This window comes from Amycolatopsis regifaucium (genome assembly GCF_001613935.1).
Classification (GTDB): Bacteria; Actinomycetota; Actinomycetes; order Mycobacteriales; family Pseudonocardiaceae; genus Amycolatopsis; species Amycolatopsis regifaucium.
In genome coordinates this window covers 17,130-41,858 of sequence record NZ_LQCI01000007.1, presented here as the reverse complement: position 1 = coordinate 41,858, position 24,729 = coordinate 17,130, and the positions used below count along the sequence as shown (strand labels likewise).

Annotated in this window: 25 protein-coding genes and 1 pseudogene; 13 read left to right on the top strand and 13 right to left on the bottom strand. The window is 67.8% G+C overall.

The genetic code is table 11. The features are described 5' to 3' along the window. Window positions 1-34 precede the first annotated feature (34 nt). The 4 genes from AVL48_RS09040 (at window position 35) to AVL48_RS09020 (ending at window position 3,345) form a co-directional block, all read left to right on the top strand. Window positions 35-904: an LLM class flavin-dependent oxidoreductase gene (locus AVL48_RS09040; RefSeq protein ID WP_061988109.1), complete on the top strand. Its 870-nt coding sequence runs from the start codon at window positions 35-37 to the stop codon at window positions 902-904. Continuing rightward, window positions 901-1,326: a nucleoside deaminase gene (locus AVL48_RS09035; RefSeq protein WP_061988111.1), complete on the top strand. Its 426-nt coding sequence runs from the start codon at window positions 901-903 to the stop codon at window positions 1,324-1,326. Before AVL48_RS09040 ends, AVL48_RS09035 begins: the two co-directional genes overlap by 4 nt. A gap of 189 nt (window positions 1,327-1,515) precedes the next feature. Continuing rightward, window positions 1,516-2,628: a tyrosine-type recombinase/integrase gene (locus AVL48_RS09030; RefSeq protein WP_158070236.1), complete on the top strand. Its 1,113-nt coding sequence runs from the start codon at window positions 1,516-1,518 to the stop codon at window positions 2,626-2,628. A 204-nt stretch (window positions 2,629-2,832) separates the two neighbouring features. Continuing rightward, window positions 2,833-3,345: a CGNR zinc finger domain-containing protein gene (locus AVL48_RS09020; protein WP_061988115.1), complete on the top strand. Its 513-nt coding sequence runs from the start codon at window positions 2,833-2,835 to the stop codon at window positions 3,343-3,345. On the opposite strand, the gene AVL48_RS09015 is transcribed toward AVL48_RS09020, so the two are convergent. Further along, entirely contained in the window at window positions 3,342-4,487 is a 1,146-nt protein-coding gene (locus tag AVL48_RS09015) for a hypothetical protein (protein ID WP_244162642.1), read from the bottom strand. The two genes, AVL48_RS09020 and AVL48_RS09015, sit on opposite strands and share 4 nt — an antisense overlap. 404 nt (window positions 4,488-4,891) lie before the next feature. Here AVL48_RS09015 and AVL48_RS38930 point away from each other — a divergent pair. Continuing rightward, window positions 4,892-5,044, top strand: a pseudogene (locus AVL48_RS38930) (epoxide hydrolase); the annotation flags it as partial. An 896-nt stretch (window positions 5,045-5,940) separates the two neighbouring features. Here the strand turns inward: AVL48_RS38930 and AVL48_RS09005 are convergent. From AVL48_RS09005 to AVL48_RS08985, 5 genes are all read right to left on the bottom strand, one after another. Continuing rightward, window positions 5,941-6,135: a hypothetical protein gene (locus tag AVL48_RS09005; RefSeq protein ID WP_143104985.1), complete on the bottom strand. Its 195-nt coding sequence runs from the start codon at window positions 6,133-6,135 to the stop codon at window positions 5,941-5,943. Between the two features lie 82 nt (window positions 6,136-6,217). Beyond that, window positions 6,218-6,691 (bottom strand): carboxymuconolactone decarboxylase family protein, encoded by a 474-nt coding sequence (locus tag AVL48_RS09000; RefSeq protein WP_061989960.1) that lies wholly within the window; start codon window positions 6,689-6,691, stop codon window positions 6,218-6,220. 77 nt (window positions 6,692-6,768) lie between these two features. Beyond that, entirely contained in the window at window positions 6,769-7,932 is a 1,164-nt protein-coding gene (locus AVL48_RS08995; RefSeq protein ID WP_244162641.1) for an acetylserotonin O-methyltransferase, read from the bottom strand. 517 nt (window positions 7,933-8,449) lie between these two features. Next, on the bottom strand, window positions 8,450-9,823 hold the full coding sequence (locus tag AVL48_RS08990) for an aldehyde dehydrogenase family protein (RefSeq protein ID WP_061989963.1): 1,374 nt from the start codon (window positions 9,821-9,823) through the stop codon (window positions 8,450-8,452). After that, window positions 9,823-10,923 carry an AMP-binding protein gene (locus AVL48_RS08985; RefSeq protein ID WP_061989966.1) on the bottom strand — a complete coding sequence of 367 codons (1,101 nt, stop codon included), beginning with the start codon at window positions 10,921-10,923 and terminating at the stop codon, window positions 9,823-9,825. The genes AVL48_RS08990 and AVL48_RS08985 overlap by 1 nt, the downstream gene beginning before the upstream one ends. A gap of 411 nt (window positions 10,924-11,334) precedes the next feature. On the opposite strand from AVL48_RS08985, the gene AVL48_RS38925 reads away from it, so the two are divergent. The 8 genes from AVL48_RS38925 to AVL48_RS08950 all read left to right on the top strand — a co-directional run bounded on the left by AVL48_RS38925 (window position 11,335) and on the right by AVL48_RS08950 (window position 17,768). After that, window positions 11,335-11,490, top strand: a complete 156-nt coding sequence (locus tag AVL48_RS38925) for a hypothetical protein (RefSeq protein ID WP_156515760.1) — start codon at window positions 11,335-11,337, stop codon at window positions 11,488-11,490. A 128-nt stretch (window positions 11,491-11,618) separates the two neighbouring features. Further along, window positions 11,619-12,233, top strand: a complete 615-nt coding sequence (locus AVL48_RS08980; RefSeq protein ID WP_061989968.1) for an LOG family protein — start codon at window positions 11,619-11,621, stop codon at window positions 12,231-12,233. A gap of 54 nt (window positions 12,234-12,287) precedes the next feature. Beyond that, a complete protein-coding gene (locus AVL48_RS08975; protein WP_061989970.1) occupies window positions 12,288-12,608 on the top strand; it encodes a DMT family transporter in 321 nt (106 codons plus the stop codon). A 26-nt stretch (window positions 12,609-12,634) separates the two neighbouring features. After that, window positions 12,635-13,024 (top strand): DMT family transporter, encoded by a 390-nt coding sequence (locus AVL48_RS08970; protein WP_244162640.1) that lies wholly within the window; start codon window positions 12,635-12,637, stop codon window positions 13,022-13,024. A 503-nt stretch (window positions 13,025-13,527) separates the two neighbouring features. Then, entirely contained in the window at window positions 13,528-14,712 is a 1,185-nt protein-coding gene (locus tag AVL48_RS08965; protein WP_061989974.1) for a phthiocerol/phthiodiolone dimycocerosyl transferase family protein, read from the top strand. Window positions 14,713-14,770: 58 nt separating this feature from the next. Then, window positions 14,771-15,571, top strand: a complete 801-nt coding sequence (locus AVL48_RS08960) for an SDR family NAD(P)-dependent oxidoreductase (protein WP_061989977.1) — start codon at window positions 14,771-14,773, stop codon at window positions 15,569-15,571. Continuing rightward, the gene (locus tag AVL48_RS08955; protein WP_061989978.1) at window positions 15,568-16,539 is read left to right on the top strand and encodes an aldo/keto reductase; all 972 of its coding nucleotides are present in this window, start codon (window positions 15,568-15,570) and stop codon (window positions 16,537-16,539) included. Before AVL48_RS08960 ends, AVL48_RS08955 begins: the two co-directional genes overlap by 4 nt. 20 nt (window positions 16,540-16,559) lie before the next feature. Continuing rightward, window positions 16,560-17,768, top strand: a complete 1,209-nt coding sequence (locus AVL48_RS08950) for a cytochrome P450 family protein (protein WP_061989980.1) — start codon at window positions 16,560-16,562, stop codon at window positions 17,766-17,768. A gap of 37 nt (window positions 17,769-17,805) precedes the next feature. On the opposite strand, the gene AVL48_RS08945 is transcribed toward AVL48_RS08950, so the two are convergent. The 7 genes from AVL48_RS08945 to AVL48_RS08915 are packed head-to-tail and all read right to left on the bottom strand — an operon-like array spanning window position 17,806 to window position 24,385. Further along, on the bottom strand, window positions 17,806-19,239 hold the full coding sequence (locus AVL48_RS08945) for an ATP/GTP-binding protein (protein WP_061989982.1): 1,434 nt from the start codon (window positions 19,237-19,239) through the stop codon (window positions 17,806-17,808). Beyond that, window positions 19,236-20,708: an SCO6880 family protein gene (locus tag AVL48_RS08940; protein ID WP_061989984.1), complete on the bottom strand. Its 1,473-nt coding sequence runs from the start codon at window positions 20,706-20,708 to the stop codon at window positions 19,236-19,238. The genes AVL48_RS08945 and AVL48_RS08940 overlap by 4 nt, the downstream gene beginning before the upstream one ends. After that, entirely contained in the window at window positions 20,708-21,841 is a 1,134-nt protein-coding gene (locus AVL48_RS08935) for a hypothetical protein (protein WP_061989986.1), read from the bottom strand. Before AVL48_RS08935 ends, AVL48_RS08940 begins: the two co-directional genes overlap by 1 nt. Window positions 21,842-21,851: 10 nt before the next feature. Then, on the bottom strand, window positions 21,852-22,154 hold the full coding sequence (locus AVL48_RS08930; RefSeq protein WP_061989988.1) for a hypothetical protein: 303 nt from the start codon (window positions 22,152-22,154) through the stop codon (window positions 21,852-21,854). Next, window positions 22,151-22,906: a hypothetical protein gene (locus AVL48_RS08925; RefSeq protein WP_061989990.1), complete on the bottom strand. Its 756-nt coding sequence runs from the start codon at window positions 22,904-22,906 to the stop codon at window positions 22,151-22,153. Before AVL48_RS08925 ends, AVL48_RS08930 begins: the two co-directional genes overlap by 4 nt. Continuing rightward, window positions 22,899-24,017 (bottom strand): C40 family peptidase, encoded by a 1,119-nt coding sequence (locus tag AVL48_RS08920; RefSeq protein ID WP_061989992.1) that lies wholly within the window; start codon window positions 24,015-24,017, stop codon window positions 22,899-22,901. The genes AVL48_RS08925 and AVL48_RS08920 overlap by 8 nt, the downstream gene beginning before the upstream one ends. Beyond that, window positions 24,017-24,385: a hypothetical protein gene (locus AVL48_RS08915; protein ID WP_244162639.1), complete on the bottom strand. Its 369-nt coding sequence runs from the start codon at window positions 24,383-24,385 to the stop codon at window positions 24,017-24,019. Before AVL48_RS08915 ends, AVL48_RS08920 begins: the two co-directional genes overlap by 1 nt. Between the last annotated feature and the right edge of the window lie 344 nt (window positions 24,386-24,729).

Here is a 24,729-nt window from a genome sequence, read left to right as displayed (position 1 = left end):
CCCGGCTCGCGCCACGCGCCGATAGCCTTGACCTGTGCGAATAGGCGTCAACGTCCCGAATTTCGGCCCGGGGACCGATCCCGGAATCCTCCGCGGCTGGGCCACCACCGTCGAAGGCCTCGGCTACGACCTGCTCATGGTGTCCGACCACGTCGCGATCACCCCCGACGTCGCCGAGCAGTATCCGGCGCCGTTCTACGAGCCGTTCACGACACTGTCGTGGCTCGCGGGGGTGACGGACAGGATCCGGCTGGGTACCACCGTGCTCATCGTCCCGTACCGGCATCCCCTGCTGATCGCGCGCATGGCCGCGAACCTCAACCAGCTCAGCGGCGGACGGCTCGTGCTGGGCGTCGCGTCCGGATGGGCCCGCCAGGAGTTCGAAGCGCTCGGCGTCCCGTTCGAGAAGCGAGGACGGCTCACCGACGGCCACCTCGACGCCGTCCGCGCCGCCTGGGCGAACGACTCCGACTACCGCGCCGGTGACATCCCCATCTGGGTCGGCGGCAACAGCGACGCCGGGATCCGCCGCGCCGTCCGCGTCGGTGACGCCTGGCATCCGCTGCGGACCAGCCTCCCCTGGCTCACCGAAGCGCTCACCAGGGTCAAGACCATCGCCGACGCGCAAGACCGGCCCGTCCCCGCGTTCACCCCGCGGATCCTGCTGAACCTCACCGACCGCCCGGTCAGCGGCCCGGACCGGCTCGCCGGGGAAGGCACGATCGAGCAGATCGTCGACGACCTCGACCGCCTTCGCCACCTCGGCGCCGACACGGTCGTACTCGACCCGTTCTCCGGGAACCCCGAAGAGACCCTCCGCCCGGAAGCCGCCTGGCAGGCACTGGCGACCGTAGCCGCACATTGGGAACTGGGCCGCTACCGGCCAGAACAGGAGCGATCATGACCGAAGAAGACGAGAAGTTCCTCCGCCGCGCCATCGAACTGGCCGCGAAGTCCCGCGCCGACGGCGACCCGCCGTTCGGCTCGCTGCTCGTCGGACCCGACGGCACGGTGCTGGCCGAGGACCACAACACCTCGGTGTCCCAATCGGACATCAGCCTGCACCCGGAACTGAAGCTCGCCGTGTGGGCCGCCCGCGAACTCGAACCCGCCGCCGCGGCCGCGACGACGATGTACACCAGCTGCCAGCCCTGCGGGATGTGCCAGGGCGCCATCGAACGCTCCGGCCTGGGCCGGGTCGTGTTCGCCCTGTCCGGGGAGCAGGTGACCGCCCTCAAGCCACCGTCCACCGCACCGGCCGTGCGCCTGGAAGGCCCGGCGTTGTTCGACGAGGCCCGTGTCCCGGTGGAGGGCTACTACACCTGAGCCCCGGCGAATCGGAAACCCGGCGGCGGGGCCGGAATCGGCGCCACCGCCGGATTCCCCAGCGCGCGGGCAGACATTCATTCCATACCCCGCGGATCCCGGCACAGGAGGAAAGTGCACAGATAGAGCCGTCCGCCCGGTGACAACACCAGGCATCGCGGGAGGTCGCGCTGCGTTAGGATGATCACGATGCCCGCCGAACTCGTGCCCGCCGCGCCGCACCTGCCGGAGACCAGGCCCGAGAACCGGCGCCAAATCCTCGCCGAAGCCGTCGCGCTGCTGCCCGCGCTCCCCCCGGCCGATCCCCTCGACCGGTACGCGATCCGGCACATCACCGCGCTCTGGCTCGAGACCGACAAGACAGACCACACCCGTCGCGCCTACTACGCCGACCTCTCCGCCTGGCTCGGCTGGTGCGCCCGCACCGGACTCGACCCGCTCCAGGCCCGACGCGCCGACGTCGACGCCTGGAAGAACACCCTCACCGTCACCGGCAGGGACGGCCTGCCCCGGCCCGCGGCCGACTCCACCATCGCGCGCACCCTCGCCGGTATCTCCAGCTGGTACCGGTACCTGCAGTCCAACGACGTCGCCGACCGCAACCCGGTCTCCGCGGTCAACCGGCCCAAAACCGGCAAAACCCCGCCGCTGCCCGCACTCGACCGCGAATCGACGGCGAAACTGCTGAACCACATGGAGAACCGGGCGCGCGCCAACGACACCGAACCGTCCTGGCGCGACGCCGCCGTCGTCGCGATCCTGTTCTACACCGGCCTGCGCGTCTCCGGCCTGACCACCGCAACCGTGCGCGACCTCGACACCGACGCCGGGCACACGATCCTGCGCTACACCGCCAAAGGCGGCCACCGCGACTTCGTCCCGCTCGTCCCCGCCGCCCAGCACCCGCTGCGCCGCTACCTCGAACTGCGCGCCGCCCGCGTCGGCGTCCGACCCGACGAGCTGACCGGCCCGCTGCTCGCGACTATGCCCCACCGCTACGACAGCACCAAACCCGGCGGAAAACCGCTGGCGCAACGCGACGTCTGGTTCCTCCTCCGGACACAGGCCCGCGCCGCCGGACTCGACGCCGCGAACACCATCTCCCCGCACACCGCGCGGCGAACCACCGGAACCCTGCTGCTGGCCAACGACGTTCCGGTCCAGAAAGTCCAGGACCTGCTGGGCCACGCCGACATCCGCACCACCCGCGACCGCTACGACGCGCACCGGCACAAGCTGGAAACCTCGCCCGTACACGCCCTCGCGCAACTGCTCGCCGACGCGCGCCACCGTCAGCACTGAGCCTGCCCCAGCTGGGACTTCGTCGCCCCGACCACGACACCGTCGACCCGCGCGAGCCAACTCCCGCACAGACACCGCACGTACTCCAGCCTCCCCTGGGAGACCCGCTGGGAATTGGCCGTACTTCCGGGCAGCTCGGCCAGCGGCCACCCACACCGCGGGCACTCGTTCGATTCCATACCCCGATCGTGCTGTAATGAGTCAATGCACTTCAACCCTTACGGCGGGGCGGCGGCTCAAATCGCCGCCGACCTGGTCAACCTGGGCGACACCGCCGGCCCGGCCGAACTGACCGCCATCTTCAAAGACCGCATGACCGTCGCCGCCGTCCTCCCGCCCGAAGCGACCGAGATCGTCACCTGGACCAGAAGACTTCGACAGGTCTTCGAAGCAGCCCCGACGGCACGCGTCGACCTGGTCAACGCACTCCTCCACGACTCCGCGTCCAAGCCCTACATCTCCACCCACGACGGCAAAGCACCCCACCTGCACTACGTCGACGCACAAGCCGGCACCGTCTCCCGCGTCCGCGCCTACACCGCGGGCGGACTCGCCCACCTCGTCTGCGACGCCCCGGACCGCTTCGGCGTCTGCTCCCGCGAAGGCTGCGACACCGTCTACGTCGACGTCTCCCGCAACGGACGCCGCCGGTTCTGCTCCACCCGCTGCGCCACCAGGGTCCACGTCGCCGACCACCGGACCCGGCAGGCGAGCTAAATCGCGTACCGCCACGCCGTCAGCGCATGCGCCGAGAACCACGCCCCCAGCACCACCCACGCGACCACGGCCGCCACGGCCGTCCCCGTCCGCCGCTTCGACAACCCGACCGCGATCGGGATCAGCACCGGGAACGCCGGCAGGATGAACCGGATCTTCGCGTCCGGCAACCCCCGCGTCCCGATCGCCAGCAACAGCACACCCAGGCCATAGAGCGTCAACGGCCACGGCACCCGCGTACACACCGCCACCACCGCCAGCGCCACCGCGCCCAGCAGGAACAACACCGTCAGCGTGCTGAACACCGACTCGTCCGCGGTCAACCGGGCCAGCACCGACTCCCAGGTCTCCACCCCGAAATCGAACTCCGTGTTCCAACCCCGCAATTCGATGTCCTGCCAGCCCGTCCAGCTCCCCGTCCGGTACGCCACGAACCCCAGATACCCCACCACCCCCAGCGGCGCGACCACCGCACCCAGCAACGCGGGCAACCGCTCCTCGGCCCGCCGGAACGCCGCGACCAACGCCGCGATGACCACCACCGCGACCAGCACCACCGCCGTCGACCTCGACAACCCGGCCGCGAACGCGCACAACCCGGCAGGCACCCAGCGCCGCTCCAGCACCCCGACGAGCGCCCACACCGCGAACGCGCAGAACACCGCCTCCGTGTAAGCCATCGAAAACACGATCGCCATCGGCGCCCCGGCCCACAGCGCCACCAACAGCAGCCCCGGCCGGTCACCCCGATCCGACGACACCGCCCGCCCGATCCGGACCAACCCGCACGCCAGCACCAGACCCGCCAGCACCGACACCGTCAGCGCCGCGGACACGACGTCCACGCCCAGCCACATCACGGCCTCGACGAACTTCGGATACAACGGGAAGAACGCCATCGGCGCGTCCGAATAAGGCTGCCGCGCCGCGTCCAACGTCCCCGGCAGATCGGCGTACCCGTGCACCGCCAGCCGCAGATACCACTGCCCGTCCCACGCCGTCAGCCGATCCGACAGCGTCATGCCCCGCCGAGCGGCCAACAGGGCGAGCAACTGGACACTGGCCGTACGGATGACCAGGTAGAGCACGATCGCCTTCGGATACGGCGACCACGCCAGCCGATCGAGAAGTCTCTCGACCACACGCGCCGGACGCCCGGACCCGGGCACCACAGGGGCATCGGCGGGCTGATCAAGATCATCGACTTCTCGGAGCACGGCAACGAGTGTCCACAATACGGTGTGATTCCGCCGTATTGTCGGGGATATTCGCACGCCGGAACACGTGGGAAAGGCCACAACCCCGAGCTTGGGACCCCGGCGCCAAGAACCTCGGCGGCCTACGCCGAGAAGACCGTCGAAGCCGTCCGCGGCACCGGCTCCGAAGCCATCGCCGTCCAAGGCTTCTAGGGGTATGTCGCTTGCCGGTCGTGGTGGTCCAACAGCTCCTACTGACGTTCGACGAGCTGCTTCTCCAGCCGCCGCTTGCCCGCGGTGGTCAGCGAGACGACGTTGCGCCGCCGATCAGCGACGACCGGATGCTCACCGACATCACGCAGTCGGTCCGGCCGCTGGCGGAGCGGCTGTACGACATCAGGCACTGGTCGGAGTTCGAGCGCGGTGGTCACTTCGCCGCGATGGAGGTTCCGGACCTGCTCGCTGAGGACATCGGGGCGTTCTTCTTCGCCCTGCTCAAGTAGCGGCAACGAGGTCCGTGAAGGCCTCTTTCCCTACTCTCAAGGTAGGGAAAGAGGCCTTCACGGACCTCGTTGCCTACCTTGTCACTTAGGACTGAAGTTGAGACTTCCCCTGCTCTTAGCTGTTCTTTTAAAAAATTTGATGTAACTTCAAATCAACCTTGCTGTATAGGTCGTTATACACTTAATGGGGCCAGCGGATGGCGTAGAGTTCGGCCGCCTCGACCGACTTCCGGTCTTCCAGGACGCGCGGTCTCGATGTGCCTGCGCATGCGGGCCGCCACTTCGCTCCCGTCCCCCGCTGCCAAAGCTTCGTAGACGACGCAGGCGCTCCCCTGACGGGGCCAAATACGGCGTGTCCTCCCACGGGTGCGGACTGGTTACCGGAACCTGGCCTGAATCAGACACGGAGTTGCCCGGCAGTCCCTGATGGACAGTCAGCATGCGCCGAGCCTGAGGAGGAGCACTTGACTACAACTCGCCTACTGGCGTGGGGCTTGCGCGGGCGCCGGTCCCCAGGTCGTAATCGGCACGAACTTGATCAACGGAAGATCAGGGACGTTCAGTGTCCCGGATCTTCCGTTGATCAAGGTGTGAGACGGGGCGGCGATGCCATCAGGGTAAGCAAGGAGACCTTGAGAAGACGGCCGGGCTCATGCTCTCCACCCGGCGCGGTACCGCGCCGGGTGGATATCGCCGAGGTCGATCCAGTGCGGATCTTCCTCCCTGTCGTCCTCTTAACTACCTGCTGCCCACTCTGGATCTATCGTGACGGCGTTCGGCACCCACGTCGCCGGGATTCTCGCCATCTTGGCGTTCTTTTTGCTGTATACGCAGGAGGGTCAAGAAAAGGCGCCAAATCCCGACAAATGACTTCTTTTCTCCCGGCGTGTATGGCGTTATACACCAGGAGGGTCCCCTGACCACGACGAGCACCGCGACGAGAAACCGATCGGATACGCGTTGCCGACGACAGCCTTCGCGAAGTTCCAGCCGCGTTCGGCCCCACCGCCGCCCGGTACGACGGCGACCGTCCATCCGGTGAACAGGACGGCGACCGCCAGCGCCATCCGGCGCATCTGGGGTGTCCGCAATCCCGAGAAGCTCCGCCCGTGGACGGGTGAGTGACCGTGACGCCGGGCCCGTGTCGGCAACACTGGCCCGGCGTCACGGTCGCTAGGCGAACTGCCCCGCCTGGTAGTCCCCGGCGGGGTTCTGCACGAGGACGTTCACCCGGTTGAAGGCGTTGATCAGCGCGATCACCGCCACCAGCGCGGCGAGCTGGTCCTCGTCGTAGTGCCGAGCGGCGTTCGACCATGCCTCATCGGTGACGCCGCCCGCGCTGTCGGCCATCCGGCAGGCCTGCTCGGTCAGCTCCAGCGCCGCGCGCTCGGCTTCGCTGAAGACCGTCGCCTCGCGCCAGGCCGCGACGAGGTTGATCCGCACGTCCGACTCGCCCGCGGCGGCGGCCTCCTTGGTGTGGATGTCCAGGCAGACGGCGCAACCGTTGATCTGGCTCGCGCGCATCCGCACCAGTTCCTGGGTCGTGAGCGACAGGGGTGCGTCGGCCAGCGCTCTCCCGGCCGAAATGATGGTCCTCATGAACTTTCCGCCGACGGGGTTGCGGAAGTAGTCGAGCCGGGTGTCCATCGCGATCTCCTTCGTCGTAGTGGATCTTCTGTCCACTACGACGACGCAGTCCCGCGAAAGGTGAGTTCTGCGGTGGATCAGATCGCGGTGGCGACGAGAAGGTTCAGATCCACCGGCATCGCGATCACCTGATCGACACGGAAACCCGATCCGTGCAGGAGCTTTTCGTATTCCGTCCGATCACGTTCCCGGCCACCGGTGACCGCGAGCATCTGCAGATCCCAGGGTTCGGCGAGATCGGCCGGCCGGCTCGGCGAGCCGCCCGAAAGCAGGCGTTCCACCACGAGAAGCCTGGTGCCGGCATCACAAGCACGGCGACAGTTGTGCAAGATGCGGTCGCAATCCTCGTCATCCCAGTCGTGCAGCACCCGGGACAGCAGATACGTCTGCGCACCCGCGGGTACTTCCTCGAAGAAGTCGCCTGCCGCGAAGCGCACCCTGCCGTCAGGGTCGGCCATCGCAGCTTCGATGACGTGCGCGCGATCGAACACCACGCCCGCCACGCCGGGATGCTCGTCCACGATCGTACGTAGCAGTGTGCCGTTGCCGCCCCCGATGTCGACCACGGTCGTTTCGGCGGGGAAAGGACAGGAGTGGCTGAGCTCCTTCGCGACGAGGCGGGTGACGGCTTGCATGGCGCGGTCGAAGGTCCGGGACGACTCCGGGGCGGTGGCGAAATAGTCGAAATGCTCCACCCCATAGTGATGACTGAAGGCCGTACGACCCGTTCGCAGGGCCGCGGTGAGATCGTTCCAGGCGTCGTAGAATTCGTTACCGTAGAGCCGGGTCAAGTCGCTGAATGGGTTGTCCGCACGGAGGAGTCTTCCCCTCTCCGTCGTCTCGTAGCACCCGTTCGCTCGCTGCCGGACCAGGCCCACCCGCACGAGGAACCGCAGAAAACGCGCGGTGGCGCGGGCATCACAACCGATACGATGTGCCACTTCCCCGGGCTCGAGCGCCTCGTCGCCGATAGCGTCCGGAATCCCCAGCTCGACGGCCACGTGGAGAGCACGTGCCGACCAGTGGCCGGCGAGGAGCGACAGCAGAGCGGTGTGCTCGTCGGGCATCGACACCGGCTCCCCCACGTGCGCGGCGAGAACCTCCGCGTGGTGTCCACGCGCGGTCAGTTCGAACCGGGGGCGGTAGCCCTTGTCGCCTGCCGGGGCCTTGAAGTACACCACCGACCGGCCGCCCGTACCGGGATCTTCATGGGGATTGTGGCCACCACCGTCGGGTTCCATCCCGAGAACGTCCCGGCAGGTCCGCCGGGTTCGCTCGAGTTCCCCCTCCGCGACCAGCCAACCGGTATGGGCCTCCTCTTCCCTGGCGCGCTCACGCTCGATGAGCCCCGGCGCGACACTCTCGGCCGAGCCGCGTGGAAGGACGAAGATCTCGAGGTTGCCACCTATGCCCGTGATCGGCGACGCGTGAACGATGGTGACGTCCAGATCGTCCTCGGCGACACGATGCCGCTCGGCGAGCCTGGACCGGACCACCCGGCTCGGCACGGAAGGCCCCGTCTCGAAGCCTGCCTCGGCGAAGAAGTCGCGGACATCCGTTACGGAATCAGGAAAAACGAGGACCGCGACGTGATCGAACTCGACTCGATGGTCGATGTCAGCGGCGGCTGGATTCCCGAGAAGGCGGGTAAGGGCTCCTGGGGCGGTCGACCGGGCGGCCAGCGAGGCCGCCCTGTACAACCGGAGTTCGTCTTGGCTGCTCAACACTTTCGGTCCTCCCGACTTGACCAAAGCCGTCTCAGTGGTGGGCGAAGTCGCCCCGGATCACGGTCTTGCTTCGCATCAGGAACTCCGCCAGGTGCCCGTCGTGCGGCAGGCCGGGTCGCATCTCGTGGGTCGGCCGGTCACCGATGTGCAGGTTGCCGATGGTGGTTTCCTCGATCAACGACGCCAACAGTTCGTCGTCGCCGGTGATGGCGGTGACGGTCAGGCTGTGGCGAAGTGGCGTGATCCCGTCCGCAGGCGACCATGGGGCGACCCATACGCACGGGAACGGAAGCTCGATGCCGAGCCGCGACGGATCCGGACGGTCGAGCAGGACGACGGCCGGTCGCAGGACCGCACCGCCACCGGGCAACGTTTCGAGAAGCTCACCGCCGGACAGCAGCTCGCCACCGTTCAGCTCGCTCCGCAGGTAAGTCTCGATTTCCCGCGCGCGTTCCACCGAGAACGCGGGGAGAACAGCGGCGTCGCTCGCCGGTGGCAGCACGGCGACTTCAGCCAGCCGGCGGGCGAGTTCTTTCGCGAAAGCGGCCGCTTCGCCGTCGACCAGAACCGCCGAGGCGTTCACGCAAGCGGTGCCACCGAAGCCGGCCACCGACGACACCACGGTCTCGACATGCTCGGCCCAATCGCCGTCGGCGATCAAGACCTTGGAGCGGCCCGGTCCCTGCACGAGCACATCTCCCCGGTCCCGATACCTGGCCACGGCGTCGCTTCCGCCATAGACCAAGGCCAGATCCGCGGTATCGACGAACTCCCGGGCCACGGTGTGGTCCGTGGGCAGGAAAGTCACCTGATCAGTGCCGAATCCACTCATTCGGAGAGCCTGGACCAGGCGATACGGGGTGAACGGTTCCCGTCGCGACGGACGTACGGCAACTCGGTATCCCAACGCGAGCGCCTCGAGCCAAGCGGCGTGGGTCGCCGGATGATTTCCCGGTGCCTGCACCGCGAGCACGTCACCTCGGCGTGTCCAGACCGCTCCCGCCGAAGAGACGTCGTGCCAATCGTCATCGGTTCCGAGCGGGCGCGCGCGCCGTACCGACTCCCCCACCGCCGCGGCGGTGCGCACGATGGCCTGGGAGGCCTCCCGGACCACGGACAACGCCACGCCGGACGCTTGCGACACCCGTCGCTCGTGTTCGTCCAGCGAGACCCCGTCGACCGTTCGCAAAAACCGTGCCCCCGCGGCCGCGATCCGGTCGATCCGTACCGACAAGGGCATCGGACGCGCATTTCGCATCTTCGCGATACTGCGCTTCACGTAGAGACCGGGAGCCAGGCTGAGTTCCGCGAGCGCGGTCCCGTCCACACCGGTCACCTCGTCGACACGGTGCGACCGGAAGGTATTCGAAGGGCCGAGCGCGTCCAGGCGCGGAATGACGGCCATCAGTAAACACCTTCGATGACCTGAGCGTCCTCGAAAACGGCGATGGGTGTGACGTCGGCGACGGAGACACCCAAGGAGCCGGCCGGCGCGGCGACCCTGGTGGCGAGGTCCCGCTCCAGGTTGTTCGGCAGCAACAGGGACTTGCTGACGTGATGCATGACGACCTGGCCGCGCTCGCCCTCGGCGACCTCCGTCAATGAGTCGGGATCGACGACCGAAAACGTCGTGTAGGGCGAGAAAGAATCGAACACGCATTGTCCCGGCGGCGTTCGGGAACCCGCGCGCTCCATGCTCCCGCCCAGGATCATGGTGCTCCCGTACTGGCCGCAAAGCCGTACCTTCGGGAAGACCTCACCCTGCAGGACCTCGCGGGTGTCGGCGTCCAGATGCGCCCCACCCCACATGATCACCGACACCTTCTCGTTGACGAGGTCCACCAGGCGGTCGGACTCGGCCATCCGGACGAGCAAAGGCGGCGTCACGACGAGAACGCCGATGTCCTGTTGTTCGAGGATCGACTGCGCCTGAACCACCACATGCTCGGCGTACCTGTTCGCCTCTTCCGTGCGTCCCAGCGCCAGCGATTTGCGTACCCAACGCGGATCGAGGTCGATCGTGAAACAGATGCCGCCTCGCATCCGGGTCACCTCGGCCATCAACCTGCCGAAGATATGCGGTCCGCTCGGCGCGATCGTCAGCCAGTTGGCTTCGAGCGGGAATCCCAGCTCGTCCATGCGCAGCGACTTCCACGTCAAGGAATGCCGCATCCAGTCCGACATCAGCAGCACGCGCTTCGGCGCGCCTGTGGTGCCACCGCTGTCGAAGGCGCCGATCACATCCGGCCGGTCACCGTATCCCCGCGGTATCAGGGCTTCGACCGGCACGTTCCGCAGTTCGCCGACCACGTTCGGGAACCGGCGTAGATCGGCGTGGGTGCGGACGTCTCGGCGCGGATCGAAGCCGAGGGAGTCCGCCTTGGACAGCCAGAACTGCGACCCTGTCTCCGGACCGAAGTGCCATTCCATCGCCGCCGAATAGAAGTCACGTTCGGCGGCCGCCAGTTCATGGTCCCACTCGAGAAAAGAAAGACTAACGGACATCGACCTTTACCTGCCGATCCAGAAAATTGCCTCAGTCACGTACCGTTACGGCAACAATACAACCCTTGTCGCACTCCAAAAGACCACCACGCGAAGACTTTCGGGCAGCGGGTCTGCCCCATGGAACCGTGTGCGGGGTGACGGCGACCGGCAAGACCTTGCCCGCCTGTCCCGCGATCATTCCCGAATGGACACGTTCACATCCGGGAGAGGTTTCGAACGCGAAATCGCTCGTACAGTCCCGTGCAAGAACCCCAGATCACCCGATTCGGCAGCGCTGTCGCCACCTCCGGACCGCGTACTGTCACGACCGAGGGCATGCCGATGGCGAAGACTCCGCACCGATCCCAGCCAGGAACCCCCCGTCGGGCACCGGTCTACCGGTTGCCGGGCACCAGCGGTGAAGTGTCCATGGACTCCCCGGGTGAGGAGATCCGGGCACGCGCGGCTCGAATCGTCTGCCGGCTCGCCCGCGACGAGGAAGAACGCACCGGTCTGCTCTCGATGCTCGGCCTGGACACCGACGAAGGCAAGGCAGTGGCCGGACGTCTACCAAAAGTGCGATAACGTGCAGTATTTTTCCGGCATTGCCGACACTTCGGCGTACCGTCTCACCTTGGAATATCAGACTTCCACGGCCGATCAGTGCCGGTGGCGACTTCCGCTGACGGCGGAATGGCTCAGGAGGCGTTCTCGTGAAAAAGCGTATCACTGTCTTTTGTGGCTCTTCGACGGGAAACGACCCGCGATACCTGAGTCAGGCGGCGGCCGTGGGCACGCTGCTCGCGGAGCGCGGCTTCGGTCTCGTTTACGGCGGCGCGCGATACGGCACGATGGGCGCGGTGGCCGACGCGGCGCTCGCGGCGGGCGGCGAAGTGATCGGTGTGATCCCCCAGCATTTCGTCGGCGGCGAGGCACCGCACCGAGGTATCACCCAACTCCATGTGGTCGCCGACATGCACGTCCGCAAGGCCAGGATGATTCAGCTTTCCCAAGGGTTCATCGCTCTTCCCGGTGGAGCCGGAACACTGGAGGAGCTCTTCGAGGTCTGGACCTGGGCGCATCTGGGGATGCACACCAAACCGATCGGCCTGCTGGACGCGAACGGCTACTACCGGCTGCTGTTGCAGTTCGCCGACCACATGGTGACCGAAGGATTTCTGCATCAGCACAGCCGGGACCGGGTTCACGTCGAGGCCGATCCCGTCACTCTGCTGGACAAGGTCCTGATGGAGCTCGAACCGGAGAGCCACTACCCGATCCCCGCCGCCCGATCGCTGAAATCCCCGGCCGTGTCCGGGGCTCACTGACCCGAGAGCCGGCGCCCGCGGCAGTTCGCCCCACCACGGAAAGCACGAGGTGTCATGCACTGGCTGTATCTGGGGATCGCCATCGTCTTCGAAGTCGCCTTCATCTTCGCCGCCCGTGCGGCCGAAGGTTTCACGAAACCATGGCCGTCCGTGTTCTCCATTCTGTGCTCGGCGATCGTGATCTACCTGCTGAGCCTGGTGATGCTCGATATCGATGTCGCCGTCGCGTACACGATCCTCATCGGCGGGGGCACCATCGGTGCGATCGTCTTCGGCAGGATCTTTCTGCAGGAGCGTGTCACCGCGATCCGCATGACGTGTTTCGCCTTCATCGTTCTGGGCATCGCCGGACTGCACGCCACGGTCGGCGGATGAGCCCGCCGATTAAGGAAGTCGCGGCAGTGCCTGTTCGAGATCGCCCACGGGCGGGCTTGCGCGCGTGGTCCGCGCTGCTGGTCGCGGCGGTGTTCGAGATCGTGTTCACGTTGAGCACGGGACAGAGCAAAGGGTTCACGCTGCTCGTGCCCTCGCTGATCACGGTCGTCTCCGCCGCGTGTGCCACCATCTTCCTCAGCGTGGCGCTGAAGAACCTCGATGTCGGCATCGGGTACGTCGTCTGGACGGGTATCGGCTCCGTCGGCACGGTGGTCTTCGGATCCGTGCTTTTCGGTGAGTCGTTGACATTCTTCAAAGGCGTTTGCTTCGCGGCGATCATCGGCGGGGTCATCGGATTGAAACTGACCTCCGGCGAGCCGCGGGCCGCCGAAGGAGTACCTGATTCCGCACCCTGATTCAGAGCCTTCGGACGCGGTTCCGGACTGGCTTGGGGTCGTGAGTGTCAAAGAGGGTTAGAGCGAACCCTCTCTTAGGTACCTACTCGTCACCTGCGGTTCTTGCTCGCGTGAAGTACATGATGGCCCCCTTCCTTGCGCTAGNNAGGACCTGCAGTTGTGCACTTACGCCTGCCCTGCCCGAGGGTGGGGCCCCACACCAGTGGGTGACCGAATACAGTCCCTCAAGGAGTCCTTCACGGTCAGGCGGCTACCGGGCTCACCTGCCGTAGGTACCTGAAACACCCTTGGCTAGAACGACCCAAATCACTCACGACCCCTGCACCAAACCGGGCGTTGCGGCAGGTCGCCGGCGAGTCCGATGATGCGGGCGGCGCCGCCCGATCGGCCATTTCTCGACCAAAAGCGGGCAGGTTCCACTCCCTTGGCGTTGACCACGGTTCCGGCGATGAGAGACGTTCCGAGCCGACAACCATGTGCCAGGTCGGCAAGACAGGAAAACGATGACCACCACCGAACGGGCGCTGACGGCCAGCGAGACGGGCTTCCTCCTCGCGGGCTTCGGCCCCGTCGTGGTCCGGACCGCCTTCACCGGGAGATTCGAGACCGACGTACTCGAACGCGCGTGGCAGCGACTCGGCCACGAGTACCCCCTGTTGCGCTGCGGGATTCTGGGCAGCCCGGACGGCTTCCGCCTGCGCTTGCGGGACAGCATGCCGACGGTGAAGGGCGGCGCCGGCACCTTCGGCGACGACATCGCCCGGCGGCTGGAAGACGGGGCGATCAGCCGGTTGTCGCTGCACGAGACGGCGGACGCGACGGTCCTGACACTCGCCGTCGACCACGCTGTTTCCGACGGTCGCCTGGTGCGGAACCTGCTGCACAGCCTGCTGGGTATCTACACCGCTCTGCTGCGCGGGGAAGCCCCGCCGTCGGCGCCGCGTCCGGTGTTCGAGCCGGGCCTGGAAGAACTCTTCGCCGGACGCTATGAAAGAGGGTGGCCCGAGCCGCCCAGTGTGCGGGGACAGCCTTTGACGGTCACGGACGGTCCCGGCGCGCCTTCGTCCGGCTTCGGCGTGCACCTTCTCGAACTCGAGCCCGGGCCGACCGCCGACATCGTCGCGTTCGCCCGCGAGAACGGAATTTCGGTCACGGGTCTGTTGTGTGGAGCGGTTTCCGGAGCGGTCCGGGCGAAGTCCCCCGAAGCCGACGGCCCGCTACCGGTCACCTTGTGCGTCCCCGTGGACTTCCGCGAACGGCTTGTCCCCCCGCTCGATGCGGACGCCCAGCTCTGCGGGGCCCTTCCATGCACCGTCACCGTCCCGGTCGCCGCCGACGACGAACCGCTCAAGGTCGGACTCCGGGTCACCACGGAACTGCGCGCGGCCCTCGACCGCGACGAACCCCAGCGCGCCTTGCTGGCTCAGTGCCACGCGCCGGCCCCTCCCCCACCCATGACGATCATGGTGTCGAGTATCGGCGCCATCCGGGATCCCGTGCTGCCCGAGGGTCTGCGCGTCACCGGTAGCCGCTTCGCCGCGACGCTGAACGGTCCGGTCCCCGGGATGTTCGTGTCGACGATGAGCGGCCGACTCACCATCGACGTGGTGTACGACCGCGCTTTTCACCACCCCGCGGCGATCGGTGAGTTCGTGGCTTCGGTCGAAACCATCCTGCGCTCGCGATGACCCGCGGATCCGGATCTGCCCTGTTTGGCTCGACGACACCGACGGAGGACGTACCCCGATGCGGGACTCGACGGTTCTGATCACCGGCGGCGCCAAAGGACTGGGCCGCGCGTTCACCGAGGCCCTGGGCCAGGCGGGCGCGCGGGTGTTCATCACCGGACGGGACACCGCGGCACTCCAAGAAACCGTCGAAAAGCTGGCAGCGGACGGGATTCTCGTCGAGGCCGTGCGCGCCGACGTCACCGACGGCGACGCGATGAAGGACGTCGTCGCGCGGATCATGGACGTCAGCGGACGTCTGGACGTACTCGTCAACAACGCCGTCGATCCCGGCCCGGCCGGGCCGACCGCCGACATCGACTTCGACGCCTGGTGGCGCACCCAGCAGGTCAACGTGGCCGGTCCGCTGCTCAGCGCGCAGGCCGCCTTGGCGGTGATGATCCCCGCGGGCCGCGGCCGGATCATCAACCTCGTCAGCCCGGCCGGGATCAAACGCTGGCCGTACGCCACCGCCTATTCGGTGTCCAAGGCGGCTCTGCTGAAACTGTCCGAGAACCTCGCAGCCGAGTTGCGCTCGACCGGTGTCACCGTGCTCAGCTACAACCCCGGCATCGTCGACGCCGGGCTCACCCGCGCCGGTATCGAGTTCGCCGGCACCACCGACGATCCCTGGCTGGCCCGTCTCGGCCGCTGGGCCATCGAAGCCCGTGACTCGGGCGCCTTCACTCCACTCGACACCGCCGTCAAGGCCTTGGTGCGGTTGGCAAGGGGCGACGCCGACGTCCTGGCCGGACTGGTCATCAACGCCGAGGACGACCTCGACACCCGGATCTCCGAGCGAAAGGCTTCGTCACGATGAGGGAATCACGCCGGCTCGGCCGAAGCGACCTTCTCGTTTCTCCCTTCGGCCTGGGCACTTCGACCTGGGGCACGACGACCGACCACGATGCCGCGGCGAGCCAGCTGGACGCTTATCTCGAAGCGGGTGGCAACCTGCTGGACACCGCGGACGTTTACGGCGACGGCGAGGCCGAGCGGACGATCGGACGGCTGTTCGGTGCCGGTCTGCCGCGGGAAGCACTCGTCGTGGCCACGAAGTCCGCAGGCGTGATCGTCGACGGAAGGCCGACCGCGGACGCCTCGCGCGGCTACTTGCTGAAGGCGCTGGACGCTTCGCTTTCCCGGCTGGGCACCGATCATGTCGACCTTTGGCAGTTGCACGCCTGGGACAAGAAGGTCCCGATCGACGAGACTCTGGAGGCCATCGACACGGCGATCGCCTCGGGAAAGGCACGCAATGCCGGCGTGTGCAACTACGCGGGCTGGCAGACCGCCGTCGCCGCCGTCCGGCAGGTCGACAAGAACAGCCAGCCACTGGCGAGTACCCAGGTCGAGTACTCCTTGCTCGAGCGGGGCATCGAGCGCGAAGTGGTGCCCGCCGCGAAGAATCTGGGCCTCGGCATTCTCCCGTGGGCCCCCTTGGGCAGGGGTGTGCTGAGCGCGAAGTACCGGCACGGCGTACCGGAAGAGCGGGCCGGGAGCCGGTTCTTCAACTGGTATGTGGGCAGGCATCTGAACGACCGCGCCGCCCGGATCGTCGAGGTCGTGGCTTCCGTCGCCGACGAACTCGGTGTGACCCCGGTCGTCGCGTCCCTGGCCTGGCTTCGCGATCGCCCGGGTGTGGTCGCACCGCTGGTCGGCGCGCGGACCCTTGAACAACTCGAGGAATCTCTGGCCGGCGCGGACTTCTGCCTGCCAGAGGAACACCGGCTCAAGCTCGACGAGGTTTCCCGGCCTCGGCGCGGCTATCCCGAAGTCAGTATCTGAGCCGCGAGCAGGAGGCTGTCATGACAGAGAACCGGCCGAAGTATCTCGCGACACCCCGATACACCGCCTGTCCCTACGCGGTGTTCGACGGCTTGCGGGAGACGGCCCCCGCCGTACCCGTCCAGGTCAACGGTTTCCGGATGTGGGCGGTCACCCGGTACGCCGACGTCCGCGAGATCCTCGCCGACCCCGACGCGTGCAAGGACATCGTCCAGCACCGGAAAAAGGTCGTCCCGCAGTCGATCCTCCGTCCCGAGCACAGCGCGAAACTGGCGCACCGGTCACGCCGCAGTCTGCTCGATCGCGACGGTCCCGACCATCGCAGGCTCCGAACGCAGTTGAGCGGCGAGTTCAGTCCGGCGCGGGTGGCCCGGCTGCGCCCCGCGATCGAACGCACCGCCGCGTCATTACTGGACCGTCTGCCCGTCGGCGAACCTGTCGACCTGGTCGCCGAGTACTCGCGGCCGTTGGTCACGACGGTGCTCGCCGACCTGCTCGGCCTTCCCGGAGACGAGCGCGGAGAGTTCCCCGCTTGGCAGATGTCGATGCTCACCGGAAACAGCGTCGCCGAGGCGGAAGACGGCGCGCGACGCCTGCACGAACTCGCCCTCCGCATGATCGAAGTGAAGAAACGGGAACCGGGCGACGACCTCTTCACCCGGCTGCTGCGGATTCACGAAGCGGACGGCGGCATGGACGTCGACGAGCTGGCGTCCACCTACGTGGTGATGCTCATCGGCGGCTCGGAACCGGTGACCTCCATCGGGAGCGGACTCGCCCTGCTGCTCGACCGGCCGGACACGGTGCAGAAGCTGCTCGCCGCGCCGGAACTGTTCGGCAAGGCCGTCGAAGAGATCGTGCGCTACGAATCGCCGTTCAAACTGCTCCCCCCGCGGTTCTGTGAGAAGCCCGTCGACGTGGGTGGTGTGCAGATCCCGGCAGGCGAGATGATCGCGGTCTCCCCCGGCGCGGCCAATCGCGACCCGGCCCGCTTCCCGGATCCGGACACCTTCGACATCGAACGCGACACACGCGGCCATCTGGGGTTCGGACACGGGGCGCATCGCTGCCTCGGAGCCGGCCTCGGCAGGCTGGAAACCGAGATCGCGCTGCGCATGCTGCTCACCAGGTTCCCGCGCACCCGGCTCATGACCGCCCCCGAGGACCTCGTTTGGCGTCCCGGTTCGTTCATGCGCCGCCTCGACGGTCTGCCCGCGATACTCGACTGATCTCGCCGGTTCCCGCGGAATCCCGTTCCGACCCGGCTCAGCGTCGGCCGGTCATGGCATCGTCGGTCTCGGTCAGCTGGATTTCTGCCGGTGAGCGGATGTGCTGGACCAGCAGCGGCGCCTCGGACCCGATCTTGGCCAGGAAGGTGCCGCGGCCGAGTCCCATGATGGTGTCCTCGGTCCCCGCCGGCAGGTCGTAGAGGTCGACACAGGCGAGGGCGTCGCTACGCAACGACTGTCCGAAGATGAACACCGTCTCGGCTTCCTGCAGCAACGAGCGGGCGGCCGATTCCGCGGGCAGATCCGATACGTGATGGAATCCGGCCATCGTCGCCAGGCCGAGTCCGCGCGCGAGTTTCGTGTTCCGCTGGAACACCTTTCCGAGCGCACCCTCCGCCACGTGCCAGCCCTCTTCGACGATGTTGACCGTCTGCATCAGTTGCTGTGAACGCCGCGCGAGCATGTTCGTCTGCCAGGTGTTGATCACCGTCATCACGATCCGGAGTGCCGGTCCCTCGACGGGGAGCGCGGAGATGTCGAAGTGGACCAGACCGCTGGGGTGATCGAGCTGGACGTCGGGCGAAGTCTCCCCGTCCACCAGCCCGGCCAGGTCCTCCTCGATCATGCGCTCCAAGGCGAAGGCCGGGTCGAAACCCCACTCGCGCAGTTCCGCGACGGGGAGGCCGATGTCCTTCGCGGCTTCCGCGGCGGGTCTGATCAAGTGATGGACGACGTCGCCGATCACCGGGACCCGGCCGCGTTCCCGCGCGTCACCGGTCGCGGCGAACAGCGCGATCCGCAGCGCCTTGCCCTCCCGCTCGCTCACCTCGCGACCCAGTGCTTCGGCGAGGACGGCGCGAAGCAGCATCATCTGCCCGGTGGGACGGCCCGCCTGCTTACCGCCCTCGCCCGCGTCTCCCAGTGAGATGACCGGGTCGAGCGGGTTCAGCCTGCTTCCGGTGCCGTCCACGGCGAAGCGGATCGACGGTGCGCCGACGGCGCGGGCCAGCCGGGTGTACTCACCCTGTCCGGCTTGGGTCTTCTTGTCGAGAACGACCACGCGACGGCCGGAAAGCAGAAGCTGGCGCAGCGTTCCCCAGGTTTTGAGCAGGGAACTCTTGCCCTTGCCGACGTCGCCGATCACCGCGACGTTGGGTGCGGAGACCAGCTTGTCGTCGTAGGCGATGAACGGGTCGTGGCACACCAACTGGCCGGAAAGCCGGTCGGTGCCGAGGATCAGGCCGCGATGCGTCGTCGGCGGCGAGGAGAGGGCCAGGTTCAGCGCCTCCGCCTGCCGGGTCGTCGACCGCGCGCCGATCTCGCGGGGTTCGTACCACCCCGCCCGGTCCAGCCAGCGGGTCCGGCGCGGTTCGCGGCGCTTCTTCCGCCGCGGCTCCGGCTCGGCCGCCGGATGCGGAGTCTGCTGTGCCCCCGGGTCATGGGGCACGGCCGCTGAAGTCCGTACCGTCATTTGGACACCGCCATTCCCCGCGCCAGCGGATAAGTGGTGATCGCCGCCGCGTCGTGCCAGGTGTCCTGCCATTCCAGCTTGCCGATCGCGCAGTTGGCCGCCGCGTTGCCGACCCGGGTGGACGCCCTCGCCAGTTCACCCTCGTCGGCGGCGGTGACCGAAAGAGACATGGACCAGTCGACACCGTGGTGACCGCTGCCGGGTGAGAGATCGTCGAGCCGTCGCCGGGACGCCGAGAGCAGCAGTTCGTCGGTACCGTCGCCGACCTGGCCCTTTTCCGCGGCGCTGTGCCTGCTCGCCCCGTCGACGGTGACGTCGCGAACGGCTCGTGCCCTGGCGATCCGCGCCGGCACGAACTCCATCCGCACGCTGAGCGTCCGGATCACCGCCGGGTTGACCTCGACCAGCAGCGGCGCGAGCCAATGCGGGCCGAGTGGCACCGCGCCGATGCCGTCCCTCGGCACCACCGCCACCCGATGCAGCCAGCGGTCGTTCACCGTCAGGTGCCCACGATCGGCGCGGTAGTCCTGCCAGCAGTTGTGCCAGCGGATCCCTTCATGCTGATCCACCGGGAACGACGGATCCTGCATCGACCGCAATACCGCGCAGGTGCGTTGTTCGCCCAGCACCCGCGGCCGCACCAGATCCGCCCGGCTCACCAGATCGGCGAGCCTGGCCAATTCCTCGCGCACCAGTCCGGCCCAGCCCGTCTCACCCTGCCCGTGCCGCCGGGCCGCGACCGCGAACTCCCCGTTCAGCGGGAACCTCGCCACGAGGTAGTTCCGGTGCTGTTCCGCGGTGTGCGCCGTGAGGTCGATCAGGTCCTCATAGGACTTGACGAGGGCCTCGATACCCGGCCGTTCGGAGACCCTGGCCGCGACGAAGGCGCGGTGGCGGGCCGGATCGTGCGGCAGGATCCGGTTGATCTGCTGAAGGCCGCGAAGGAAGGAGCCGTCCCGCGCCAACTGTGACAGCATCACGCCATACCGCGCCGACGCCGTCTCGAATTCCGCGACGGTCCGCAACCCCTGGGGCTGGCCGTCGACCTCCATCACCACGGAGAGATAAGGGACTTCGCCGGGGTTGGAATGCAGCAGGATGAACATGTCCTCGTGCGGTGTCCCGCTGAGGTCGAGCGGTGCCACCCGGCCGAGCGGAGGCGGCAGGAGCACTTGTCCACTGTCCGGATCGGCGGTGAAATCGGTGATCCCACGGCGGCGCCGGAGAAGGAACCGCCACCGGCGGGCCCAGCCCGCCGCGACGGACCGCTGTCCGCTCCACGGATACAGGACGATGACACCGACGAGCAGGACGGTGAGGCCCACGATGGTGCCCGCGACGCCACCGATGCCCAGCCACAGCCATCCGGCGAGCAGACCGGCGACGCCGAGTGCGACACCGGTGCGGCCGTCCACCTTGCCCAGCAGGCCACGGCCGGCCACCTCTCCGCCCAGAACCGAAGTACGCATCAGGCACGCCCTCGGATCGGAGACGAAATCTTCTCGGTGTGGGTTTCCGCCTCGAGGTGACCCGGTGCCTCCGGAACGTTCTGCCGCCGCTCGGCCTGCCCCCGGTCCCGCTGCGAGTTCCGCCGCTCCCGCTGTCGTTGTTCGTACGCCTGCTCGATGGAATGCGACTGCGCCGGATTCCGCTCGAACGACGAAATCGGAAGTGCCGGCCCCCGTTCCAGGGAAACGACGACCGATTCGCGCACCCCGACCGGCGTCGGAGCGCGCGTGCTCGAACGGGCCGTGCCCCCGGTCCGTGTCGCCGGAAGCCTTCGCAGGAGCATGAAAGGCACCGCGCTCGACAGGACGAGAGCGACGGCCAGCAGGCACAACTGGATCAGGCCGGGTACCCCCGAGAGGTCGCCGCCGGCCGCGCCGAAAGCACCGAAAGCACCGAAAGCCGCGGCGAGCAGCAAGAAGAGTAGTGGCTCCGCGAAGCTCAGACCGAGCCAGAGGCCGGGCGCCCATCGCGCCTTCGGCCGCCACACCGGATGCACCAACATGCCCCAGCCGACTCCGGCGACGATCCCGGCGACCGGCAGACCGATCTTTTCCACGGCGAGGATGAGGAAGACGCCGAGCGCGCCGAGGACGATCAGCATCGAAACGAGCAAGCCCACGAACGCCCCGCCCGGCAGCTTGTCCGCGGTGATCCCGGCCAGTTGCTCCACCCGGGCCCCGCTCTGGCCGATCGTGGCCGCGCCCCAGCCGGTGATCCCCTCGGTGGCCGCGTTGCCGACGTTGGAGATCAGCACCCCGATCGCCGGGGAGAAGACGATCAGGAACACCGCCAGCGGCAGGTACTTGAACAGGGATTCGCGCAGGTCGTCACGACCGCCGCGGCGCAGGCTGTGCACGACCGCGAAGATGGCGGCGAAGGCCATGACCACCAGTCCCAGGCCCGCCGCGGCGGCGTACTGAGTCAGGAAGCCCGGCGCCGCCGGATTGATGTTCCCCTGCTCCCCCAAGCCGTTCAGTACCTGCTTGACGAGATCGAACGCCGAGGCGTGCACCGAGTTCGCGAGGTCGTCGAGCGGGGTGGACGGATCGGGGACGAACTCCGCGAGGTGACCTCGGCCATCGATTCCAGGCATCTCATGCCTCTCAGAACACGGCGAGAACGGCGCCGAAGATCAGACCCAGGCTCGCCAGTACGGCGAGTCCGATCACGGAGCGTTTGAGCGAAGCGGAATGTCCCGCGACCGACGTGTGGTAGCCGTGCCGCTTCGCGGACTGCAGCTCCAGCGTCGCGCGGATCGTGCCGAAGGCGAACACGACGAACGCCAGGCCCCAGACGCCACCGAGCAGCTTCTTCCAGGCGGCGTTGAATTCGACGCCGAAGACGCCGAAGTTGGGCACGACACCGTCGAAGGGATTCGGTGTCTGAGCGAGAATGTGCAGGATCATTGGTTCGCGGCCTTCCCGTGCCGTCGGCTGTCGAGTTGAACGACCTGGTTCGGGGCCCTCTGCGGCAGCATCACCGGGCGGTTTCGCGAGGGCAGGTGTTTCAGCGCCTGCGAAACCGCTGTCACCAAGGGCTCCCACTGGGTTTCGTCGCCGTCCGGGGCGACTCCGCCGGGCAGCTTGACGCGGAACACTCTCGCCGTCCGTTCCCCGAAGGTCTTGACGATCTTGCGGGCGAGCATTCGGTGCCCTCCGGTCCGGATGCCGACGACGAGCGCCGAGCGCACCAGATCAGGACGGCCTTCGGCGTCGAGCCGATCGAGCATCCACCAAGCGGCCCTGGCCGCCTGGAGGTCGTCGGGTACCGGGAGGACGAGCTGATCGGTGGCCCAGCTCTGCCGTCGCCAGTCGGTGCCGTGCGGATCGGCGGGCATGTCCGCGACGACGAGGCCGTCGAGCCTGATCGTGCCGACCCCGTTCCACAGCCGCACGTTGACGTGGCGGGGTTCGAGACCGGCGTTGAGTTTCCTGGCGACGGTGCTCTTGAACGTCCGTGGCTGGACGTTGGCGACCGTGACCAGCCCGAAGACGGCTTCGGGAGCGGCTTCCTCCGGCGCCTTCTTCTGCTTTTCCTTACGCTCCTCCGGGCGGCGGCCGGGCGCGGGCGGCTCCGGCGCCAGGGGCGGTCGATAGGTGACCGGCCTGCTCAGGTCGACGGGTTGTTCGGCTTCGTAACCCGGCGGATGCTCAGACATGCTGATCAGCCCCTCCTCCTGGAATGGGCCGGACGACTTCCGCCCGGAAGTCCCCGCCGGTGCGCACCGGGGAGACCTTGACGACATCGCCGCTCTGGGGCGCTTCCACCATGTACGGGACGCCGTCGACGACGCCGAGGAACAGCGCCACGTGGTGCACGACGGCGCCGTAGAACACCAGGTCCCCCGGCAGGGCGGAGCCCCACGCCACGACCGCCCCGCCGCCCGCGTGCTGCGCGCGCGAGGTCCGCGGCAGGGAAACACCGACTTGGGCGTAGGAATAGAGCATCAGTCCGCTGCAGTCGAAACCGACCTTGGCGAAATCCCCGTTCGCGTCGGCGACACCGCCGTCACGGATGCCGCGGGACGGCCCGGCCGAGGTCCCGCCGCCCCAGGCGTACGGGGTGCCCAGCCAGGAGAGCGCGGCCGCGAGCACCCGTGCCGTCTCCGGGGTCGGTGCCTTCACCGTTCCGGCGAGGCCCGCCCCCGGAGGCAGTTGGACGTCGACACCGTCGGCCCGCACCGCCGTCGGTCCACTTCGGCCGGTCTGGCAGGTCATCGTGGCCGTGCCGTCGTAGAGCACGTTCGCCAGCGACTCGGCCAACGGCCGCCAGGGCTCGTACTTGCTCGCACCGGCGCCGCTTGCCTGGACCACCTGGCCGATGTCGGCGTTGGAGCGGGCATCGGTGTCGTAGCCCGGAACACGGGCGAGCAGGACGGTGAAGAAACCCTTCGCCGCCATGCCCGCGTTCTTCCGGTCGTAACCGGCGTAGGCGTTGTTCGGCCCCGGCGCGATCTGCTGGAAGGCGCCGGTCGCCCGGCCGACGACCACGCCGGCTTCGAATCGGGATTCCTGCCTCGCGATCTGCAGGGCGATCACGACACCGCGCCGGGTGATCGCCATCCCTTTCGCGGTGGCGACGATGGCCTTGGCGACTTCGAGCTGCGGCAGGGCCAGGTCCGGGGTTTCGGTTCCCCCCGGCGCGGGCGCCGCCGTCTGAGGAGCCGCACCGGTGCAGCTCAACGCCTCCGCCTCTTCAGGGCGCGGCAGCACCAGCAGCAGAGCACCCATGCTGAGCACCACGACGGCGAACAAGGCCTTCATCCGCATCAGCCGGCCTCCACCCGGGTGTCGACCAGCCAGCGCCCGTCGGTCTGCCGGAGCACCCGGCGCACCGACCGGACCTGTTCGGCCTCGAAGGCGACACCTGCCGAAGAGTTGACGCGGCGGGCCGAAAGCACCAGGTAGGCCACGTCGGCGCGTTGCGGCGCTTCCGGGCTCGGCATCGCGGTCACCTCGTCACAACCGCTGCTCAGCTGCTGTTCCCGCATGCTCCGGTAAGTGTCGTCGGTGTCGCCTTCGCGGCGGTCGTCCTTGGCCGAGGACGGAGTCTGATACCGCGCCGCGCGATCGAGGTTCGCGTTCATCGGCTCACGCCAGTCGAGCTTGCACCACTGCCGCAGCCATTCGCTGCTCACGGCAACGGGGTCAGCGAAGACGTCGACGGATGGGGGGCTTTCGACGGTCGACAGTGGAATCACCGTGGTGGGGACGGTCCGCACCGGCGGGCGAGCAGTGACGGAACCGACCGGAACCCGGGTGGTCTCGGCCGATGACCGGGGCCCGGGCGGTTGGACGTCAAGAGGAGCCGCGGTCCCGCAGGCCGTACAGCTCAGTGCGACGAGCAAGGGTACGGACAGCGCGGCACGCATCACTTTCACCTCCGAGTCCACTTGAGCGAGTAATCGCATTCTGTGGAGCACCCCGGACCAAAGCCAGCGAAGCCCGTTGTTTATGTCCGAACTGCTCATCACCGGGGTGT

Coding starts and splice junctions, on each gene's coding strand:
- AVL48_RS09035 (WP_061988111.1), top strand. CDS start 901: ATGACCGAAGAAGACGAGAAGTTCCTCCGCCGCGCCATCGAACTGGCC.
- AVL48_RS09030 (WP_158070236.1), top strand. CDS start 1,516: ATGCCCGCCGAACTCGTGCCCGCCGCGCCGCACCTGCCGGAGACCAGG.
- AVL48_RS09020 (WP_061988115.1), top strand. CDS start 2,833: ATGCACTTCAACCCTTACGGCGGGGCGGCGGCTCAAATCGCCGCCGAC.
- AVL48_RS09000 (WP_061989960.1), bottom strand. CDS start 6,691: ATGGACACCCGGCTCGACTACTTCCGCAACCCCGTCGGCGGAAAGTTC.
- AVL48_RS08995 (WP_244162641.1), bottom strand. CDS start 7,932: ATGGAACCCGACGGTGGTGGCCACAATCCCCATGAAGATCCCGGTACG.
- AVL48_RS08990 (WP_061989963.1), bottom strand. CDS start 9,823: ATGGCCGTCATTCCGCGCCTGGACGCGCTCGGCCCTTCGAATACCTTC.
- AVL48_RS08985 (WP_061989966.1), bottom strand. CDS start 10,923: ATGTCCGTTAGTCTTTCTTTTCTCGAGTGGGACCATGAACTGGCGGCC.
- AVL48_RS38925 (WP_156515760.1), top strand. CDS start 11,335: ATGGACTCCCCGGGTGAGGAGATCCGGGCACGCGCGGCTCGAATCGTC.
- AVL48_RS08975 (WP_061989970.1), top strand. CDS start 12,288: ATGCACTGGCTGTATCTGGGGATCGCCATCGTCTTCGAAGTCGCCTTC.
- AVL48_RS08965 (WP_061989974.1), top strand. CDS start 13,528: ATGACCACCACCGAACGGGCGCTGACGGCCAGCGAGACGGGCTTCCTC.
- AVL48_RS08960 (WP_061989977.1), top strand. CDS start 14,771: ATGCGGGACTCGACGGTTCTGATCACCGGCGGCGCCAAAGGACTGGGC.
- AVL48_RS08955 (WP_061989978.1), top strand. CDS start 15,568: ATGAGGGAATCACGCCGGCTCGGCCGAAGCGACCTTCTCGTTTCTCCC.
- AVL48_RS08950 (WP_061989980.1), top strand. CDS start 16,560: ATGACAGAGAACCGGCCGAAGTATCTCGCGACACCCCGATACACCGCC.
- AVL48_RS08945 (WP_061989982.1), bottom strand. CDS start 19,239: ATGACGGTACGGACTTCAGCGGCCGTGCCCCATGACCCGGGGGCACAG.
- AVL48_RS08940 (WP_061989984.1), bottom strand. CDS start 20,708: ATGCGTACTTCGGTTCTGGGCGGAGAGGTGGCCGGCCGTGGCCTGCTG.
- AVL48_RS08935 (WP_061989986.1), bottom strand. CDS start 21,841: ATGCCTGGAATCGATGGCCGAGGTCACCTCGCGGAGTTCGTCCCCGAT.
- AVL48_RS08930 (WP_061989988.1), bottom strand. CDS start 22,154: ATGATCCTGCACATTCTCGCTCAGACACCGAATCCCTTCGACGGTGTC.
- AVL48_RS08925 (WP_061989990.1), bottom strand. CDS start 22,906: ATGTCTGAGCATCCGCCGGGTTACGAAGCCGAACAACCCGTCGACCTG.
- AVL48_RS08920 (WP_061989992.1), bottom strand. CDS start 24,017: ATGCGGATGAAGGCCTTGTTCGCCGTCGTGGTGCTCAGCATGGGTGCT.